The 15,336-nt window shown below is 70.2% G+C and carries 15 protein-coding genes; 9 read left to right on the top strand and 6 right to left on the bottom strand.

Features of this window, described 5'->3' with window-relative positions; all coding sequences use genetic code 11:
• The first annotated feature begins 195 nt into the window (after positions 1–195).
• Positions 196–894, top strand: coding sequence for a hypothetical protein (locus tag QMK30_RS07175; protein WP_283516322.1), 699 nt, complete (start codon positions 196–198; stop codon positions 892–894).
• Positions 895–943: 49 nt separating this feature from the next.
• A complete protein-coding gene (locus QMK30_RS07170; RefSeq protein WP_283516321.1) occupies positions 944–2,392 on the top strand; it encodes a PepSY-associated TM helix domain-containing protein in 1,449 nt (482 codons plus the stop codon).
• A 59-nt stretch (positions 2,393–2,451) separates the two neighbouring features.
• Here the strand turns inward: QMK30_RS07170 and QMK30_RS07165 are convergent, their stop codons facing one another.
• The gene (locus tag QMK30_RS07165) at positions 2,452–3,069 is read right to left on the bottom strand and encodes a winged helix-turn-helix domain-containing protein (protein WP_283516320.1); all 618 of its coding nucleotides are present in this window, start codon (positions 3,067–3,069) and stop codon (positions 2,452–2,454) included.
• 332 nt (positions 3,070–3,401) lie between these two features.
• Entirely contained in the window at positions 3,402–4,439 is a 1,038-nt protein-coding gene (gene glnII, locus QMK30_RS07160; RefSeq protein ID WP_283516319.1) for a glutamine synthetase, read from the bottom strand.
• A 337-nt stretch (positions 4,440–4,776) separates the two neighbouring features.
• Here glnII and QMK30_RS07155 point away from each other — a divergent pair, with 337 nt between their 5' ends.
• Together QMK30_RS07155 and QMK30_RS07150 are read left to right on the top strand one after the other, a co-directional pair.
• Positions 4,777–5,685: a Gfo/Idh/MocA family protein gene (locus QMK30_RS07155; RefSeq protein ID WP_283516318.1), complete on the top strand. Its 909-nt coding sequence runs from the start codon at positions 4,777–4,779 to the stop codon at positions 5,683–5,685.
• 177 nt (positions 5,686–5,862) lie between these two features.
• Positions 5,863–6,756 carry a DUF1963 domain-containing protein gene (locus QMK30_RS07150; RefSeq protein WP_283516317.1) on the top strand — a complete coding sequence of 298 codons (894 nt, stop codon included), beginning with the start codon at positions 5,863–5,865 and terminating at the stop codon, positions 6,754–6,756.
• Between the two features lie 116 nt (positions 6,757–6,872).
• Here the strand turns inward: QMK30_RS07150 and QMK30_RS07145 are convergent, their stop codons facing one another.
• Positions 6,873–7,547, bottom strand: a complete 675-nt coding sequence (locus tag QMK30_RS07145; RefSeq protein ID WP_283516356.1) for an SCO2207 family protein — start codon at positions 7,545–7,547, stop codon at positions 6,873–6,875.
• Between the two features lie 141 nt (positions 7,548–7,688).
• On the bottom strand, positions 7,689–8,048 hold the full coding sequence (locus QMK30_RS07140; protein ID WP_283516316.1) for an arsenate reductase family protein: 360 nt from the start codon (positions 8,046–8,048) through the stop codon (positions 7,689–7,691).
• Positions 8,049–8,168: 120 nt separating this feature from the next.
• Here QMK30_RS07140 and QMK30_RS07135 point away from each other — a divergent pair, with 120 nt between their 5' ends.
• Both QMK30_RS07135 and QMK30_RS07130 read left to right on the top strand, forming a co-directional pair.
• Positions 8,169–8,450 carry a hypothetical protein gene (locus QMK30_RS07135; RefSeq protein ID WP_283516315.1) on the top strand — a complete coding sequence of 94 codons (282 nt, stop codon included), beginning with the start codon at positions 8,169–8,171 and terminating at the stop codon, positions 8,448–8,450.
• Between the two features lie 191 nt (positions 8,451–8,641).
• Positions 8,642–9,289 (top strand): hypothetical protein, encoded by a 648-nt coding sequence (locus tag QMK30_RS07130; RefSeq protein ID WP_283516314.1) that lies wholly within the window; start codon positions 8,642–8,644, stop codon positions 9,287–9,289.
• Here the strand turns inward: QMK30_RS07130 and QMK30_RS07125 are convergent.
• Positions 9,211–9,681, bottom strand: a complete 471-nt coding sequence (locus QMK30_RS07125) for an alpha/beta fold hydrolase (RefSeq protein ID WP_283516313.1) — start codon at positions 9,679–9,681, stop codon at positions 9,211–9,213. The two genes, QMK30_RS07130 and QMK30_RS07125, sit on opposite strands and share 79 nt — an antisense overlap.
• A 401-nt stretch (positions 9,682–10,082) precedes the next feature.
• Here QMK30_RS07125 and QMK30_RS07120 point away from each other — a divergent pair, with 401 nt between their 5' ends.
• The 3 genes from QMK30_RS07120 (at position 10,083) to QMK30_RS07110 (ending at position 13,756) form a co-directional block, all read left to right on the top strand.
• Positions 10,083–10,952, top strand: a complete 870-nt coding sequence (locus QMK30_RS07120) for a HalD/BesD family halogenase (protein ID WP_283516312.1) — start codon at positions 10,083–10,085, stop codon at positions 10,950–10,952.
• 117 nt (positions 10,953–11,069) lie between these two features.
• Entirely contained in the window at positions 11,070–11,933 is an 864-nt protein-coding gene (locus QMK30_RS07115; protein ID WP_283516311.1) for a class I SAM-dependent methyltransferase, read from the top strand.
• The gene (locus QMK30_RS07110) at positions 11,930–13,756 is read left to right on the top strand and encodes a choline/carnitine O-acyltransferase (RefSeq protein WP_283516310.1); all 1,827 of its coding nucleotides are present in this window, start codon (positions 11,930–11,932) and stop codon (positions 13,754–13,756) included. Before QMK30_RS07115 ends, QMK30_RS07110 begins: the two co-directional genes overlap by 4 nt.
• 78 nt (positions 13,757–13,834) lie before the next feature.
• Here QMK30_RS07110 and glnA read toward each other — a convergent pair whose 3' ends face one another.
• Complete coding sequence (gene glnA / locus QMK30_RS07105) at positions 13,835–15,244, bottom strand: type I glutamate--ammonia ligase (RefSeq protein ID WP_283516309.1); 1,410 nt, start codon at positions 15,242–15,244, stop codon at positions 13,835–13,837.
• Positions 15,245–15,336: the final 92 nt, after the last annotated feature.

Raw genomic sequence — 15,336 nt, 5'->3', positions numbered from 1 at the left:
CCCTCTCATCGGCGGCCCGTCCCCCGGGCACGGCCCCAGTCTCGCCGTTCCGGCCCGTCAGGGGCATTGGATATTCGCCCCGCGAAACGGGTGAAACGGAGGCCGCGCCCCGCGCCTCCGCCGCCACCATCGGCACAGCTGTGTCCTGCACCTATGCCCCCGCAGGCGGCCCGGGGATGGCAGTATGTGCGGACCATGACGGACTCCCGGTCGCCCGTGCGCGCCCTGCGAGCCGCACTTTTTGCGGCGGTGTGCGTCATGGCGGCGGCGATGGGGCATTCGTTCACATCCGGGCGTGAAGTTTCGGTTCCTGGACTGCTGGTCGCCTTCGCGATCACGGCAGGCGTCGCCTGGGCCGCGGGCCACCGGCAGCGTGGACTCCTCACCATCGGCGGCGGGCTCCTCGCCGTGCAGGGAGCGCTGCACCTGATCTACGGCACGGCGCAGGGCTCGGGCGGTCACCACACCGGGCCCGCGCCGCACGCCGCGGCGATGGACCAACTGGCGACGGACCAGGCGGCCATGGATCACGGGGCGACCGTCGCGGCGCTCACCCAGCCGCTCGGGTCGTCGCTGTCGATGACCGCCGCCCACCTCGCCGCCGCGCTGATCTGCGGGCTGTGGCTGGCCCGTGGCGAAGCCGCCTTCTTCCGGCTGGCGTACGCCCTCGGCACGCTGGCCTTCACCCCGCTGCGGCTGCTGCTCGCCGTCGTCCGGGTCCCCGGACTTGCACGGTCCCGACTGCCTCGGGGCCGGCGTGCGCCGCGCCGCCACGGCCGTGGAGCCGTCCTCGCTCACACCCTGTCGCGGCGCGGGCCGCCGCGGGCGCCCGTACCCCGCGCCACGGCCCCCGCACCCCTCACCGTCCGACCGCGAGTCTGTCCGACCGCGTGACCGGGGGGCCGCTTCCCCCTGCCACCTTTCGACGATTCCGAGGACATCCATGGCCATCGACGACCCCGTACAGCCGGTACAGGGGGCGGACACCGCCCCCGCGCCGGCCTCCGAACAACCCCGGACCACCTGGAGCGCGCTGCGCCCCCTCGTCCTGCGCATGCACTTCTACGCGGGCCTGCTGATAGCCCCCCTCCTGCTGGTCGCCGCCGCCAGCGGGCTGCTCTACTCGCTCTCCTTCCAGGCGGAGAAGCTCCTCTACAGCCACGAGCTCCAGGTGCCGGTCGGTGAACGGTCCCTGCCGCTCGGCGAGCAGCTCGAAGCCGCCCGCGAAGCCCACCCCAAGGGCACGGTGACCGCGGTCTGGCCGTCCTCCGAGGAGGGCGCGACGTCCCGGGTACTGATGACGACGCCCGAGGTCGAGGAGGGCAAGTCGCTCGCCGTCTTCGTCAACCCGTACACCGCGGAGGTGCGCGGGGAGCTGCCCAGCTACGGCAGCTCGGGCGCCCTGCCGCTGCGGACCTGGCTCGACGAGCTCCATCGCGATCTGCACCTGGGCGACTTCGGCCGCCACTACAGCGAACTGGCAGCCAGCTGGCTCTGGGTGGTCGCGCTGGGCGGCCTGCTCCTTTGGCTCGGACGCAGGCGCTCGCAGCGCGGCGGGGCCCGTGGGCTGCTTGTGCCCGAGCGCGGCGCGACCGGGCGGCGCAAAACCCTCTCCTGGCACGGCTCGGTCGGACTGTGGGCGGTGATCGGGCTCGTACTGCTCTCGGCGACCGGACTGACCTGGTCGCGGTACGCGGGCGAGAACATCGGCGCGGTGCAGGACCAGCTCGGCGGCGCCACCCCGGTCGTCTCGGCGGCGCTCACCGAGGGCGGCGCGACCGGCGGCGGCGAGCACGAGGGCCACGGCGGAGGCGGCGAGCACAAGGGCATGAAGGGGATGGACGTAGGCATCGACAACGCGCTGGCGGCGGCGCGCCAGGCGGGCGTGGACGGGCAGATGTCGGTGATCCTGCCGACCGAGGGCACCGGCTACGTCGTCAAGGAGACGGACACCCACTTCCCCGTCCACCTGGACTCGGTCGCCGTCGACCCGGCCAACGGCCTGGTGATCGACGAGGTGCGCTTCGCCGACTACCCGATGCTCGCCAAGCTGACCCGCTTCGGCATCGACGCCCACATGGGCGTCTTCCTGGGCCTGGCCAACCAGCTCGCCCTGGCCGCCCTGGCGCTCTCATTGGTCCTGATGATCGTCTGGGGCTACCGGATGTGGTGGCTGCGCAGGCCGACCAAGGAGCGCGGGATCGGCGCGGGTCGGCCGATGCCGCGCGGCGCCTGGCGGAAGGTGCCGGTCACCGCGCTGCTGCCGCTGGCCGCGGTCACCGCGTTTGCGGGCTGGTTCGTGCCGCTGCTCGGTATCAGCCTGCTGGTGTTCCTGGCCGTGGACGGGGTCCTGGGACTGGTGTCCCGCGCCCGCTCCCGCGCGGCGGCCTGACCTCGGGGAGGCTGTACGCACGCGTACGTACAGCCTCCCCGCTCCTCGTTCTACGGGCCTTACGGGGCGTACTTGTAACCGACCCGGCGCACCGTCTGGATCGTGTGCCGGTGCTCGGCGCCCAGCTTGCGACGCAGCCGCGCGATATGGACATCGACGGTCCGGCCGTCGCCCACATGCCCGTAGCCCCACACGGTGGTCACCAACTGGTCGCGGGTGTGCACCCGGTGGGGATGCGCCACCAGATGGGCGAGCAGCTCGAATTCGAGGTACGTCAGATCCATTGGCTGCCCGTCCACGGCGGCGGTGCGGTCGACCCCGTCGATCCGTACGGGCCCGGAGAGAGCGGACTCGTCCGGGCCGGGACCGGGAAGGGGCTCGGCGCCGGGGAGCTGACCGGGGACGGAGTACTGATCGGCCGGTACGAGCACCAGGTAGCCGATCATCGGAGGCCGGCCCGGCAGGGTGGGCAGTGTGTGCTGCGGTGCGGGCAGCCAAGTGGCGCCGGGCGGCAGGAAGTCCGCCACATCGAAGGGCCGGTCGGCGCGGACCGCCTCGTCCCGGTCGACCGCCCTCAGCCGGTGACGGCCGACGGGGATCGGGGGCCGGGCCAGGCGCTGATTGACGGACGGAGCGGTGGCGGCGGTCGCAGCGGAGAAGGTACGGGTATTCGCCATGAGAGGTCAGCTCTTTCGCGCGGAGGAGTCGTCGAGGGACGTACTACGTCGTGCGCGCGGACCGAAGGCCGGTGTTGAGCGGCTTTAGAGGGCCTGCGCGATTGTCGCGCGACAACACACTCGGTCGAAGTCGTGATGCTGACGGGAGGGCCAGAAGGGCTCAAGGTCGCTGCGACCCGTCGCGGTGTTCTGGAAGCTGGCCATGGGGACCATTGAAGCAGATGAACGGCGCCGACAGCAGTGAAGGTGCCCGGCAGCACAGCGGGGGACAGGGAGCACGCAGGGGGCGCCCGCCGACCGGGCGGGCGCCCCCTGCGTGCTGTGGGCCCGGATCAGAGCTGGTCCGCCTTCTCCAGCGCGGTGCAGCAGGTGTCGACGATCAGCCGCGTCACGACGTACGGGTCGACGTTCGCGTTGGGGCGGCGGTCCTCGATGTAGCCCTTCTGGTCCTGCCCGACCTGCCACGGGATACGGACCGAGGCGCCGCGGTCCGAGACGCCGTAGCTGTACTCGTTCCACGGGGCGGTCTCGTGCAGCCCGGTCAGCCGGTCGTCGATGCCCGCGCCGTAGTGCTTGACGTGGTCCATCGGCTTCGAGCCCTCGCCCAGCGACTCACAGGCGGTGATGATCGCGTCGTACCCTTCGCGCATCGCCTTCGTTGAGAAGTTGGTGTGCGCGCCCGCGCCGTTCCAGTCGCCCTTCACCGGCTTCGGGTCGAGCGTCGCGGAGACGTTGAAGTCCTCGGCGGTGCGGTACAGCAGCCAGCGCGCGATCCACAGCTGGTCGGCGACGTCCAGCGGCGACACCGGGCCGACCTGGAACTCCCACTGTCCGGGCATGACCTCGGCGTTGATGCCGGAGATCGCGAGACCCGCGGTGAGACAGTGGTCGAGGTGCTTCTCGACGATCTCGCGCCCGAAGATCTCGTCGGAGCCGACACCGCAGTAGTAACCGCCCTGCGCGGCCGGGAAGCCGCCCACCGGGAAGCCGAGCGGGCGGTCGCCGTCGAAGAAGGTGTACTCCTGCTCGATGCCGAAGATCGGCTCCTGCCCCGCGAACTGCTCGGCGACCGGACGCAGCAGCGCACGCGTGTTGGACTCGTGCGGCGTCATGTCGATGTTCAGGACCTCGCACATGACGAGCACATCGCCGTTTTCGGGGCTGCGGATCGGGTCCGGGCAGGCGAAGACCGGCTTGAGCACACGGTCGGACGCGTGACCCACGGCCTGGTTGGTGCTGGATCCGTCGAAGCCCCAGATGGGCAGGTCATCGACGCCTGCGGCAGAGCCCGCCATGATCTTCGTCTTCGAGCGAAGCTTGGCGGTCGGTTCGGTGCCGTCGATCCAGATGTACTCGGCCTTGAAGGTCACGGACGCCATCCTTTGGGGTGCTACGGGTACCGACGTTTGTGGGGGCAGCTTCGCAACCCGCGATTTCCCGGCCGTTGCCCGACTGTGAACCCCGTGTTACAGGCGTGGTCCGAGTGGGCACGCCGGGCGTCGGCCGGCGCACGTCGAACCCGGGCACGTCGTATACGGAAATGCTTCTGTGGACCACGCTGGTTCACCGGTCGTCCGGATCGGGCCGGGTGCGCCCTCCGCGGGGTGCCTCGCCCGCCGGTCCCGGCCCCCGACACGATCACCGGCCGCTGCGGGTCGTGCCGCCGAGTTTTCGACGCCGGACAGCCGGGCGGGCAGACTGGCCGACATGAGCGAATCGTTGATCAAACCGCGCATCGGACTCCTCGGCACCGGCCCCTGGGCGTCGCGCACCCAGGCGCCCGCGCTGGCCGCGCACCCGGACGTCGACTTCGTGGGGGTGTGGGGCCGCAGGCCCGAGGCCGCCGGTGAGCTCGCCGCCGCGCACGGGGTCACGGCGTACGACGACATCGACGCGCTGTTCGCCGCGTGCGACGCCGTCGCCATCGCGCTGCCGCCCGATGTCCAGGCGCCGCTGGTGGTACGGGCCGCCGCCGCCGGATGCCATGTGCTGCTCGACAAGCCCGTCGCGACGACGGTGGCGGGGGCCCGCGAGGTCGCCGAGGCAGTGGACAAGGCGGGAGTGTCGAGCGTGGTCTTCTTCACGCTGCGCTTCGCGCCGGACACGGCGCACTGGATCGGCGAACAGGCCGAACTGGACGGCTGGTTCACGGCGCACGCCCGGTGGCTCGGGTCGCTCTTCTCGCCGGACTCGAACAGCCCGTACGCCGCCTCGCCGTGGCGCGGTCAGAAGGGCGCGCTGTGGGACGTGGGGCCGCATGTGCTGTCCGTGCTGCTGCCGGTGCTCGGCGATGTCACGGCGGTGACCGCGGCGCCCGGGCCCGGAGACACCGTCCATCTTGTACTGGGGCACGCGTCGGGGGCATCGAGCTCGGCGACGCTGAGCCTGAGCGCCCCGGCGGCGGCGCTGGGCACCGGCGGGGCAGGCATCGAGCTGCGGGGTGAGCCCGGGGTGGCCGAACTCCCCGCGTGGGGCGGCGGCGTCGAAGCGTTCGGCGCGGCCGTCGACGCGCTGCTGCGCGGCATGCGCACCGGGGCGGCGCACCCGTGCGACGTGCACTTCGGGCTGCGGGTCACGGAAATTCTCGCCGAGGCCGAGGCACAACTGGGCCGCTGAGTGGGACGTTGTCAGCGCCCGCGCTTACGACCTCGGGGGCAATGGAGCGTGGATCAGCGAGCGTCGTCGACCGACGACAACGCCGGAGGCGGAGTCGCATGACGCCGGGAGCCCGCGCACTATTGCCCCCGAGGTCGTTACTCTTCGATCAGTGTTCGAGACTGTCCGGAGGCCGCGATGACGCGCACCACACCACCACGTCCCGTCGACGTCGAAGCGTTCTTTCCCGAGCTGGCCGCGCTGCGCCGGGACGCGGTGCGTCTGCATCCGCGGGCGGGCGACCCGGGGATCAGGGACAGCTCGGTGGGCGGCCCCCTGCTGTGGCCCGAGGACGAGGCCTGGCCGCGCTGCGACGAGGGGCATCTGCCGGTCGCGTTCGACACCCCGGAGTCCGAGCCGGTGCCGCTGGTGCCGGTCCTTCAGCTGTACGCCGCCGATGTCCCGGACCTGCCGTATCCGGCGGGCAGCGATGTGCTCCAGGTGCTGTGGTGCCCGTTCGAGCACGAGCCCCAGTACGCCCCGCGTCCCCGGCTCCGCTGGCGCTCGTCGGCGGTGGACACGCCGGTGCTGTTGGACGCGCCCCGGCCGGTCGGCGCTCCGGACGACCATGTGCCCGACGCGTGCGTGGTGCACCCCGAGCGGATCACCGAATATCCGAGCTGGGACCTGCCGCCCGAGCTGTCCGAGACGCTGCGCGAGCGCTTCGACCAGCTGGAGGGCCAGACCGGTTGGGCATACCAGCACCACCTGTCCGTGGCCGGCGGCATCAAGACGGGTGGGTACCCGGACTGGACGCAGGAGGCGGACTGGCCCGACTGCGCGGGGTGCGATCGGCGTATGGAGCATCTGCTGACCGTGGGCAGTGTGGAGTTCGACGGCGCGTCCTGGCGGAGCTGGCTGCCCGAGGAGGACCGGCCCAAGGAGGGGACGGTCCTCGACCTGCCCTTCGAGGAGCGGATGGCGGTGCAGTGCGCACCCGGGCTGATGCTGGGGGACATGGGCGGGATCTACATATTCGAGTGCCTGCACTGTCCCGACAGACCGAGTGCGTACCGCTTCGACTGCTCTTGAGACTTTGGTCGTCGTTTGTGGGACCGCGACCACCTGTGAGACTTCTACTGCCCGCGAGGCTGCGACTGCTCGTGAGGCAGAGCGCGTGAAGCCGGGGGCGGTTCGCTGCTCCCGGGTCAGCCCACCCGCTCGATACGGGCCTTTCGGATCAGGAACTTGCCGGGCTCACGGACCTGCTCGAAGGCGGCGTTGTTCAGCAGGGCGCAGCTGCCGGACGTCGCGGTGACCTCCACCGTCGTGGACTTGTTGTTGTCCAGGTTGGTGACTTTCAACTGGGTCCCCACGGGGAACTGGTTGCTGGAAGCGGCGGGGGCACCGGCCTCACCGGAGAGGGTCACGGTCGATCCGGCACACACGACCTCGCCGCCGCCCCCGGCCTCGTCCCCGCCCCCGGCGTCACCCTCGGCGGGCGGCGCGGACGGCTCCTCCTCGGCGGGCGGCGCGGACGGCTCCTCCTCGGCGGGCGGCTGCGCCTCGGCCGGTGGCTGAGCGGCTTCCGCGCCACCGCCTTCCGCGCCACCGACCTCGCAGCCCGAAGCCTGCCGCTGGACCTTGATCTGCTTGATGACCGCTTCCCGGTTGGCGATCCGCGCCTCCGACTGGGCGTCGGGATTGGCGCGCTGCCCCGCGATGAACTGCTTGTTGTTGCTCAGTGCGGTCGTCAGCCCGTCGCAGGCCACCGAAGCCTGGCTGGTGCCCGTCATGACCACGGCGGTACCGCCGACCAGTACGGCGGCGCCCAGCAACAGGGCGACCTTCTTCTTCCGGCTGAGGGTCTTCTTGCGCGACACGGTGCGACTCCAGTCCTCGGGGGCGGTGTGCCATGAACTACGGGCCGCGGGCACGTTCGTCTCAGCTGCCACAGCAACAACTTCCCTACCAGGGGCGCCGACGAGTCCCTTCACGAGCTCCCGGGAGTTCGGCCTGCCGGGTCAGCGTGACATCGCGTCCCGTACCGCCTCGTCCGTGCGCCCCACCACGGCCGTCCCGTCGTCGGCGGTGATGATCGGCCGCTGGATCAGCCGGGGGTGCTCGGCCAGCGCCGTGATCCAGCGGTCGCGCGAACCCGCCTCGCGCGGCCAGTCCTTCAGGCCGAGCGCCTTCGCGTCCGTCTCCTGGGTGCGTGTGATGTCCCACGGTTCGAGCCCGAGGCGGCCGAGCACCGCACGGATCTCGTCCGGCGACGGCGGGTCGTCGAGGTAGCGGCGGACGGTGTACTCGGCGCCCCGCGCATCGAGCAGATCCACCGCGCCGCGGCACTTCGAACACGCGGGATTGATCCAGATCTCCATACCGCCAACGGTACGGCAGCCGCGTCCGCAAAGCCCGCCTGGCCAGGGCCGATTGTCAGTGGTAGGCCGTAAAATGGAGACAGTTCCCAAGGGTTCCACCACCGCACCAGGAGGTTGCCGATGGCCGTTGCCGCAATGACGACGATGACCCTTCCGCTGCAGTTCGAGCAGCCCTTGCCGAAGAAGCCGCTGCCCGCGGGCCAGCCCCGCGAGTGGTACGTCTCCCACAATCGCCGCCTCAAGGCCATGCGCCTGGCCATAGCCCTGCTCGACACGGGCGTCTACCACCCGGCGCATGCCGACAACCGCACGATACGAGCGACCGCCGAGCGCATAGGGATCCATCCGCCGTCCGACATCACCTGCCGCATGGTCCGGGCCCTGATCCGCTACGGCCGCTGACCGGAATCCAGGCACCGGCCGGGCCGCGCGGCCCGGCCGGCACCGATCGAGCGTGGGTCACGTCTTCGGCAAGCCGGAGGCGTGACCCGGCCCCGGGACCCGCCTCCCGCGATCACGCCAAGCCGATCCGCATCATCAAGGTCGGCATCGGGACAGATCCCCCGCTGACCACGCCGGACCTCACCGAGCAGATGAAGTACGTCAATATCACCCCGGTGTCGGCCGCCTCGGTCGATCCGCAGTGGCGGGAGCAGAACCGGCAGGCGCCCGTCGGACTCCCCTCCTTCCTCGCGGAGTTCCGGATCCTGGAGCTGGAACACCAGCTGGGCGCGCAGCCGTTGGACGACGACTACGCGATCATGTATGACGACGCCCTCAACGTGGTCTCGCAGGCCGTCGATCAGACGTTCGACGACGTCAACGACATCGAGGAGCGAGGTTCGGACGCCCCGGTCATGCCGTCGAAGGAAGACGTCTACAACACCATGATCGACATGAGCATCCTCGGCACCAGCGACGGCGCCCGCCGCGTGAACCGCATCCACGGAGCGAGCGGTACGTTCGGCTACGACGACTCCCGGGGCACCGAGAAGTGGCCGGTCTGCAAGCCCGTACCAGTCATCGAGTACCCGGTGCCGCCGGTCGCCGACCCGCCGAAAGGCCCCTGCGGCTGTACCGCACCCACGAGGAGATATTCAAGAGTGCGTGCCCCTGAGAGTGCGAGCCCCTGGCGCGTGACGAAGCCGCGCTGCCCTCGGAGTTACGCCGATGGCGGGGCGGGCGCGTCCAGGAACGGGGTGACCGCGGGCGCCGGTGCGGGGGACGTGAGGACGTCGTAGTGCGTGAAGCCCGGCAGGACCGCCAGCCGCGCGGCGGTGCGCTGTGCGCCGTCCCATCCCGCATCGCGCAGGCCGCCGCCCAGCAGCCCGAAGAACTCCACCACATGCTCCGGGCGTACGGCGTCGCCGTCACCCACGACCAGCAGGGTGGGCGCCGTGACCTCCGCCGCCTCGGCCGCCCAGTCGTACTCCCGCCGCAGCAGGTCCCCGATCTTGGTGAGCAGTACCGGCCAGTCCTCCACCCGTGGTGCCACGCACGCGTAGAGCTCGTACACCGGGGACTGCTTCATCGGCTCGGCATGGACGGGCCCCATCTGGTCCATATTCGCCGGGACTTCGGGAAACCAGCCGTCCCGCTTGAAGGGCACGGAGACCAGTACCAGGCGGCGCACCGCCTTACGACCTCGGTGGCAATAGTGCGCGGGCTCCCGGCGTCATGCGACTCCGCCTCCGGCGTTGTCGTCGGTCGACGACGCTCCGCGTCGCCTCCCTCCTCCGCCTTGGACGCGAAGCCGCATGACGCCACTCGCTGATCCACGCCCCATTGCCCCCAGTTCGTGACAGGGACAGGCCGTTCACGCTCGCGCAGCTCAGTGCGTCGCCGCTCGGAAGATATTCAGCGGTAAGCGGCGGCCGGTACGGCGCGACGCCCGCCAAGTAGACCTCACGGAGCCCCCGGACTCATCGGTCGTCGGCCGGTGGTTTCCACTTCTTCCGCGAGTGGTCTGGCGGTGCGATGAACGGTTCAACTAGGTTACCAGTCAGTAGACTTGCGGAAGGATCGAAGGATCGCATGAGCACCTCGGAAGCCCCACCGCTGGACCAGCTGGTCGACACGGCCAGGTACCCCCTGTCGGAAATCGAGAGCGCCGGGGGACAGGCGGTGGTCTCCCGCGCCCGGCACGAACTGTCCACCCTCGGCTGCACCGTGCTCCCGGACTTCATCCGGCCCTCGCTCCGGGAAACCCTGAGCCGGGAGTGCTCGGCCATCGCCCCCAGGGCGCACTTCGACGTGGAGACGGTCAACGTCTACAACATCGCGGTCGACTCGGCGCTGCCCGCGGACCACCCCGGCCGCAGAACCTTCCAGCGGGGCAACGCGTTCGTCGCCTGGGACCGCATCCCCACCGACTCCCTGATCAGCAGGCTCTACGGCGACCAGGTCTTCCAGCGCTTCATCGCCCGCTGCTTCGGACTTCCGCGACTGCACGAGCTGGCCGACCCGCTTTCCGGGCTGGTGCTCAACGTCGTGGAGCCGGGCATGGAACACCCCTGGCACTTCGACACCAATGAGTTCACCGTGAGCATGCTGACCCGCCAGGCGCAGGCCGGCGGCATCTTCGAGTACTGCCCCCACATCAGGTCCGCGCACGACGAACGCTTCGGCGACGTCCGGGACGTACTGGACGGCCGGGGCGAGCGGCTGACCCGGCGACTGCCCCTGCAATCCGGTGACCTGCAGCTGTTCAAGGGCCGCTACGCGCTGCACCGGGTCAGCCCCGTGCAGGGCGAAGTCGCCCGCCATTCCGCGATATTCGCCTACAGCGAGCGCCCCGGCGTCGTCGGGAGCGTGGCACGCACCAGACAACTTTTCGGCCGGGCGCTGCCCGAACACCTGGCCGCGGAGGGCCGGGTGGTCCGCGGGGACCGACTGCTGGATTAGCGAGCGGCGACAACGCGCAGTCTTCGTAGGCGGTCCGGGCATTTTCCGCGCCGCGTTCCACGTCCCGCGTTCCAAGCCTCGCGATCACGTCCTGCGTTCCACGGAGGAGCACCCCCTGTGCGTTTCGACACGACCGGAAAAGTCTCGCTCGACCACATTTACACCCAGCCCGACCCGCGCGCCTATTTCAGCGTGCTGCGCCCGCTCGGCTACTGCGTTCCACAACAGGCCAAGCCCTACTTCGCCAAGCTCATAAAGGAGTACCGGGAGTCCAGGCGCGTCGCGGTACCGCAGGTGCTGGACATCGGCTGTTCGTACGGGATCAACGCGGCCCTGCTGAAGTACGACGCGACCATGGACGAGCTCTACACGCGCTACTGCGGCGACGAGGACGGCCCGGACACCGGGGCCGACCCGCGAACCCGCGGCGCCGTGCTGGCCCGCGACCAGGAGCTGTCCCGCTCCCGCGGGCCCGCGCACGGCATTCGCTTCGTCGGCCTGGACACCTCGGGCAGCGCGCTGGCCTACGCGCGCGAGGCCGGGTTCCTGGACGACGCGGTCCACGCCGACCTGGAGGGCCACGAGCCGACCCCGCGGCAGCGCGCCCAGCTCGCCGGGACGGACCTGGTCATCTCCACGGGCTGCCTCGGCTACGTCACCGAGCGCACCCTCACCCGCGTCGTCCGGGCGCAGGGCGAACGGCGGCCCTGGATGGCGCACTTCGTCCTGCGGATGTTCCCCTTCGACGCCGTCGAACGCGAGCTGACCGGACTCGGATACCGGACCACCCGTGTCGACGAGGTCTTCAAACAGCGCCGGTTCGCCTCCCCGCAGGAGCAGGCGCTCGTACTGGACAAGATGTCGGCCGCCGGTGTGGATGCACGGGGCCTGGAGGCGGAAGGCTGGCTGTACGCACAGCTCTACCTCTCCCGGCCGTACGGAACCTCAGAACCCCATGACCTGAATCGAGAGCAGAATTGAACACCAGTCAGAAAGCGCCGGCCACGGAGACCTCCTCCGGGACCTACTCCCAGGAGGACGGCCTGCCGCGCGTGCCGCTGCCCACCCTGGAGGTCAGCTGCGAGAGGTTCCTCGCCTGGTCCGCGCCGCTGCTGACCGCGGACGAGCGGGCGCAGACCGAGGCGGAAGTAGCCGCCTTCCTCCGGCCCGAAGGCCCCGGCCGGGCTCTGCACACGGCGCTTGAGGAGTACGACGCGACCCCGGGCGTGCACAGCTGGCTCGACACCTTCTGGCCGTACCGCTACCTGGGCCGTCGGGACCGCATCGCGCTCAACGCCAACTTCTTCTTCCTGTTCCAGGACACCGGCCGGCCGCAGGTGGAGCGGGCCGCCGGGCTCATCGCGGGGGCCGTCAACTACAAGCGGCAGCTCGACGACGAACTCATCCCGCCGGTGGTGCAGCGCGGGCGCCCCCAGTCGATGGTGCAGAACACGTTCCTGTTCTCCGCCACCCGGATCCCCGGCGCCCGGCTGGACACCGTACGCAGCCCGTACAGCGAACAATGGCCGGGCCCGTCGACGGCCCGGCACATCGTGGTGTTCTTCCGCGGCGCGATGTGCCGGCTGGACGTGCTCGGCGCGGACGGCGTCCCGCACAGCCTGGACGACCTGGAGGCGGGCCTTGACGCGGTCATGAAGGCCGGCGCCGAACCGCCCGCTCCCGACACCTCGGTGGGCCACCTCACCACCATGGCCCGCGCGGAGTGGGCCGCCGCCCGCGACTCCCTCATCGCCCGCCACCCCCGCAACGCGGACGCGCTGGACGACATCGAGACCGCCCTGTTCTGCGTCTGTCTGGAGGACTTCGCACCCGCGGACACCCAGGACACCTGCGACCAACTGCTGTACGGCGACCGGGGCAACCGCTGGTTCGACAAGGCCGTGTCCCTGATCGTCTTCGCCGACGGCCGGGCGGGCATCAACGTCGAACACTGCGAGCTGGACGGCACCACCATCCTCAGCTTCGTCGACGCCCTCCTCACCACGTCCCCCGAGGAGCACGCCGAGCAGTCCGGGGCCCGCACCCAGGGCCCGCCGGTGCCGCACCCGCTCACCTTCGACGTGGACTCCGCGCTCCGCGCGCAGATCCGCTCCGCGGCGGACGCGTTCACGGCGTACGGCGAGGCCACCGCGACCAGCACCGTCTCCTTCGAGGACTTCGGCGCGAACACCATCAAGGCACTGGGCGTCTCACCGGACGCGTTCGTCCAGCTCGCCTACCAACTGGCCCACCAGCGTGCCAAGGGCCACCTGGGCGCCACGTACGAGTCGATCGCCACCCGCCAATACCGCAGCGGCCGGACCGAGGCCATGCGGGTCGTCACTCCCGAGGCGCAACGCTTCGTCACAACGATGGAAGACCAGGCAACGGACCCGGACACCCGCCGCACCGCATTCCTGGCAGCCGCCGAGCAGCACGTGGCACGCGCGAAGGAGTGCCAGATCGGCCAGGCCCCCGAGCAGCACCTGTGGGAACTGGAGCTGATCCAGCGCCGCCGCGGCACGGAACTCGGCGTGACGCAACAGCCCGCCCTGTACCGCACCCCGGGCTGGCTGAAGATGCGAGACGACTACCTGAGCACCAGCTCGGCCCCGTCCGCCAACATCCAGTACTTCGGCTTCGGCGCGACCAGCACCAAGTGCATCGGCATCGCCTACGTCCTGCTGCCGGACCGCTTCAACCTCTACCTGAGCACACCGAAGCCGGTGGCGGCCCAGATGCTCACCTTCGCCGGCCGGCTGAGGGAGGCTGTGGCGGAGTTGAGGGAGCTGCTGGCGCCGTAGCGCCGTAGGAGACGACCGAGGGCCGTCACCTCGCGAAACGCGGGGTGACGGCCCTCGGCCGGCGGTTCGGGCGACGATTTAAATGTCGAAGTAGAGCTCGAACTCGTGCGGGTGCGGTCGCAGCTGGATCGGGGCGATCTCGTGCGTGCGCTTGAAGTCGATCCACGTCTCGATCAGGTCGGGGGTGAAGACACCGCCGGCCAGCAGGTACTCGTGGTCCGCCTCAAGGGCGTCCAGGACGGCCGGGAGCGAGGTCGGGACCTGCTGGACGCCCGCGTGCTCCTCGGGGGCCAGTTCGTAGAGGTCCTTGTCGATCGGCTCCGGCGGCTCGATCTTGTTCTTCACGCCGTCCAGGCCGGCCATCAGGAGCGCCGAGAACGCCAGGTACGGGTTCGAGGACGGGTCGGGCGCGCGGAACTCGACGCGCTTGGCCTTCGGGTTCGAGCCCGTGATCGGGATACGCATCGCGGCCGAGCGGTTGCGCTGCGAGTAGACCATGTTGACCGGGGCCTCGAAGCCGGGGACCAGGCGGTGGTACGAGTTCACCGTCGGGTTCGTGAAGGCCAGGAGCGACGGGGCGTGCTTGAGGATGCCGCCGATGTAGTAGCGCGCCATGTCCGAGAGGCCCGCGTAGCCCTGCTCGTCGTAGAAGAGCGGGATGCCGTTCTGCCACAGCGACTGGTGGACGTGCATGCCCGAGCCGTTGTCGCCGAAGATCGGCTTCGGCATGAAGGTCGCGGTCTTGCCGTTGCGCCAGGCGACGTTCTTCACGACGTACTTGAAGAGCATCAGGTCGTCGGCCGCGGCGAGCAGCGTGTTGAACTTGTAGTTGATCTCGGCCTGGCCGGCGGTGCCCACCTCGTGGTGCTGGCGCTCGACCTGGAGGCCGTTCCTGTCCAGCTCCAGGGAGATCTCGGCACGGAGGTCGGCGAAGTGGTCGACCGGCGGGGTCGGGAAGTACCCGCCCTTGTAGCGGACCTTGTAGCCACGGTTGTTGTCGACCGCACCGGTGTTCCAGGCGCCTGCCTCGGAGTCGATGTGGTAGAACGACTCGTTCGCCGAGGTCTGGAAGCGCACGCTGTCGAACACGTAGAACTCGGCCTCGGGGCCGAAGTACGCGGTGTCCGCGAAGCCGGTGGAGGCGAGGTACGCCTCGGCCTTCTTGGCGATGTTGCGCGGGTCGCGGCTGTACTGCTCACCCGTGATCGGGTCGTGGATGAAGAAGTTGATGTTGATCGTCTTGTCCTTGCGGAACGCGTCGACGCGCGCCGTGGACAGGTCGGCCCGGAGGGCCATGTCGGACTCGTGGATGGCCTGGAAGCCGCGGATCGAAGATCCGTCGAAGGCCAGCTCCTCGTCCGGGTCGAACGCCTGAGCAGGAATCGTGAAGTGCTGCATCACGCCCGGCAGGTCGCAGAAGCGGACATCGACAAACTTGACGTCCTCGTCCGCGATGTACTTCTTACAGTCGGCGGCGTTCTGGAACATCCAACTCCTCCTACTCCCACCCGGGGCGGGGTGGGGTTGCAGCTTTTCGTGCAGCCAGTGCGGTGGCACACGCTGGACCTGACCATAGGTAG

The organism is Streptomyces sp. H27-C3 (assembly GCF_030063415.1).
In the GTDB taxonomy this organism is placed as follows: Bacteria; Actinomycetota; Actinomycetes; order Streptomycetales; family Streptomycetaceae; genus Streptomyces.
This window is presented reverse-complemented; position numbering and strand designations above follow the sequence as displayed.

Coding starts and splice junctions, on each gene's coding strand:
- QMK30_RS07140 (WP_283516316.1), bottom strand. CDS start 8,048: ATGGAGATCTGGATCAATCCCGCGTGTTCGAAGTGCCGCGGCGCGGTG.
- QMK30_RS07120 (WP_283516312.1), top strand. CDS start 10,083: ATGAGCACCTCGGAAGCCCCACCGCTGGACCAGCTGGTCGACACGGCC.
- QMK30_RS07170 (WP_283516321.1), top strand. CDS start 944: ATGGCCATCGACGACCCCGTACAGCCGGTACAGGGGGCGGACACCGCC.
- QMK30_RS07130 (WP_283516314.1), top strand. CDS start 8,642: ATGAAGTACGTCAATATCACCCCGGTGTCGGCCGCCTCGGTCGATCCG.
- QMK30_RS07155 (WP_283516318.1), top strand. CDS start 4,777: ATGAGCGAATCGTTGATCAAACCGCGCATCGGACTCCTCGGCACCGGC.
- glnA (WP_283516309.1), bottom strand. CDS start 15,244: ATGTTCCAGAACGCCGCCGACTGTAAGAAGTACATCGCGGACGAGGAC.
- QMK30_RS07175 (WP_283516322.1), top strand. CDS start 196: ATGACGGACTCCCGGTCGCCCGTGCGCGCCCTGCGAGCCGCACTTTTT.
- QMK30_RS07150 (WP_283516317.1), top strand. CDS start 5,863: ATGACGCGCACCACACCACCACGTCCCGTCGACGTCGAAGCGTTCTTT.
- QMK30_RS07165 (WP_283516320.1), bottom strand. CDS start 3,069: ATGGCGAATACCCGTACCTTCTCCGCTGCGACCGCCGCCACCGCTCCG.
- QMK30_RS07135 (WP_283516315.1), top strand. CDS start 8,169: ATGGCCGTTGCCGCAATGACGACGATGACCCTTCCGCTGCAGTTCGAG.